Below are 2366 nucleotides of genomic sequence, written 5' to 3'. Positions count from 1 at the left end.
CCTGCATAACACGTTTGCTACCATGCAGATGAAGCCTAAATTTACCACTTAATACGGTAAACCCAAAGACAATCTAGAATGCCGAATGTAGTAAATCGTGTTGATGCGATTGTTATGTTTACTCTCCCATGTTGCTATTTACCGATATTTTAAAGCTACAGCTTTAGGGGGCTGAATGACTACAAAAACCAGTGTATTACACTAATAATACACAACACCTAAATGTCACTACACTTACGATGAGCTGCTCTTAAATGTTTTGTAATGCTTTTGAACATTGCCAATAAACTTATCAACTTCTAAGTAAAAATTAGAAGGATCATTTTGTACCCAATGATTTGCTCCCTTGAATGAAACATTATCCAACGTAGATATAAACTCTACCGCACGACTACAACCTTCGAGACTCTGCGTACCCCAGAAATAAACTTTCGGTATTGTTAGGCTTTCGTATACTCTTCCCCAACCCACTACACCTCGAATATCTTGTTCACTGTGCTGGGCATAGATTTCACTGGCCGTTTCACCTAACACAATAGGATTACAACGCCTAACAGAGGAAAGATAGTTGATTCCAGCAGCATGGCTCCAGGACATTGGAAAACGTTTTGAAAAACCATCACCTTTCACCCAGTTCGAAAACTCACTTTTCTCAAGTGCTGAATATTTTTCAGCTATGATTTGAGATAGGATTATATTTTCGGCGTGCAGCCCTCCTTCAGCATTGATGAACCCACAAACAACGCTTTTCTTATCATAATCACAAATCAAGGTTGAAATATCACCGCCCCATGAATGTCCCAAAAGAAAGCATTTATTAATATTTAGTTGTTCTAGCGCTTTCAAAACTCTCTTTGCTTGAATTTCAGTAGTGTGAGAGATTACCGAAACGGGAGAATAACCATAACCGCACAAGTCAAACATTATCAGGTTATAATTTGGCAACCAATCTATAGCCTCAGAAAAACATAAATGCGACTCCCCAAGTCCATGTATAAATACTAAAGTTTCTCGAGAGTCTTTAATGGGGGTAGATAAGCAATACAGCTTGTCACCATCGATATCTAACCACCTTTCAATTAACACATTACCCTCTCAATTTTAACAACTTAACGAAGGTTAATCATAACTAATTTAGTGTGAAACGAAAAGCTAAACGTTGGAAAACATAACGCTGGCATAACACGTTTGCTACCATGCAGATTAAGCTCAAATTTACCACTTAACACGGTAAACTAAAATAAACCTAGAATGCCGAATGTAGCAAATCGTGTTGATGCGATTGTTAGGCGCGCGAACCAATTAGTTAACCATGTACTTTTTTACATACACTTCCAAACTGTCAATTCTAGCCTTCATTAATCTTTCGAATTCTGCTCGTACCCACATTCCAGCCATAGCATGATAGTGCATGTCATCATCTGTGACTTCAATATCGTAATATGTCTTCGGGTGAGTAAGCTTATTTCGAAAAGACTTGGCAATTACAAAATCTCGATAATCTTCATTATCAGTGTGCAAACGAAAATCCAAATCCCAAACTTTTGCTGCCAACTTAAAAGTTGATTTTAAATTTTGCTCAAGCGGAAGCTGACGTCCTTTATTTTCCGATATCACAAAAAGTGAACCTAACAGCTCATCTTCCTTCTTGCTCAATTCAAAGTTTGGTCTTTCCAACCGCAAGCTAGACCGAACCTCTACTTTTATAGTCTCTATAACAGCTTCGACATATGAAAATACCGCGCGAACAACACTACGCCTAAAATATTGATTTGGCTTATCCTCTTCGAGAACCTTGAAGGCAGTATTAACATCATTGCTCAATGCATCGAGAAGATCATACGTTCGGATAAAACCTTCCCCAGCCATAATTTTTTGTAACCCTGGCAAATTGACCTCCTAGCCGCCTAACGCTGGCATAACACGTTTATTACCATCCAAACCAACCTGAATTTTACTGCCTTAATCACAAAACCTAAGACAAACCCAGAACGCCGAGTGTAATAAATCGTGTTGATGCGATTGTTGTGCGTGCTTACTTTCGGCTTGGTCAGCTTGGTAAAGAACTGCCCTGCCAAGATTTTCTAAGCCCTGATTTTAATTTACCAATGCCAATTAAGCGAACAAAATATTCTTAAATTGCGAGATAAGGTGAATGGAAAACAGATACATTTTTTACACCATTTGAACGTCTTGATTTCAGCAAGTTTGGAACTGATAAACCAAATATCCTTGCCACAACTGGGATTGAAAATGCTGCGAGCAAAACACTGATGCAGAATAAAATGAGGCATAACCAAAGAACAATTGAAGCGTAAATTAGCTTCTGAAACGCCTGAACTTAGGAAAATAAGGGCTAATTTGCC

Annotated in this window: 3 protein-coding genes; all 3 read right to left on the bottom strand. The window is 38.4% G+C overall.

Translation table 11 applies throughout. The annotated features are described in order from the left end of the window. Nucleotides 1-234: 234 nt before the first annotated feature. The gene (locus A6E04_RS15525; protein ID WP_065611792.1) at nt 235-1086 is read right to left on the bottom strand and encodes an alpha/beta hydrolase; all 852 of its coding nucleotides are present in this window, start codon (nt 1084-1086) and stop codon (nt 235-237) included. Between the two features lie 216 nt (nt 1087-1302). Next, entirely contained in the window at nt 1303-1890 is a 588-nt protein-coding gene (locus A6E04_RS15520; protein WP_065611791.1) for a hypothetical protein, read from the bottom strand. 212 nt (nt 1891-2102) lie between these two features. After that, the coding region (locus A6E04_RS21405; RefSeq protein WP_217491214.1) for a hypothetical protein at nt 2103-2366 on the bottom strand (264 nt) is incomplete at its 5' end.

This window comes from Aliivibrio logei, from assembly GCF_001691055.1.
In the GTDB taxonomy this organism is placed as follows: Bacteria; Pseudomonadota; Gammaproteobacteria; order Enterobacterales; family Vibrionaceae; genus Aliivibrio; species Aliivibrio salmonicida.
The sequence above is the reverse complement of the archived record's forward strand: the minus strand, read 5'-3'. Positions and strand labels throughout refer to the sequence as shown.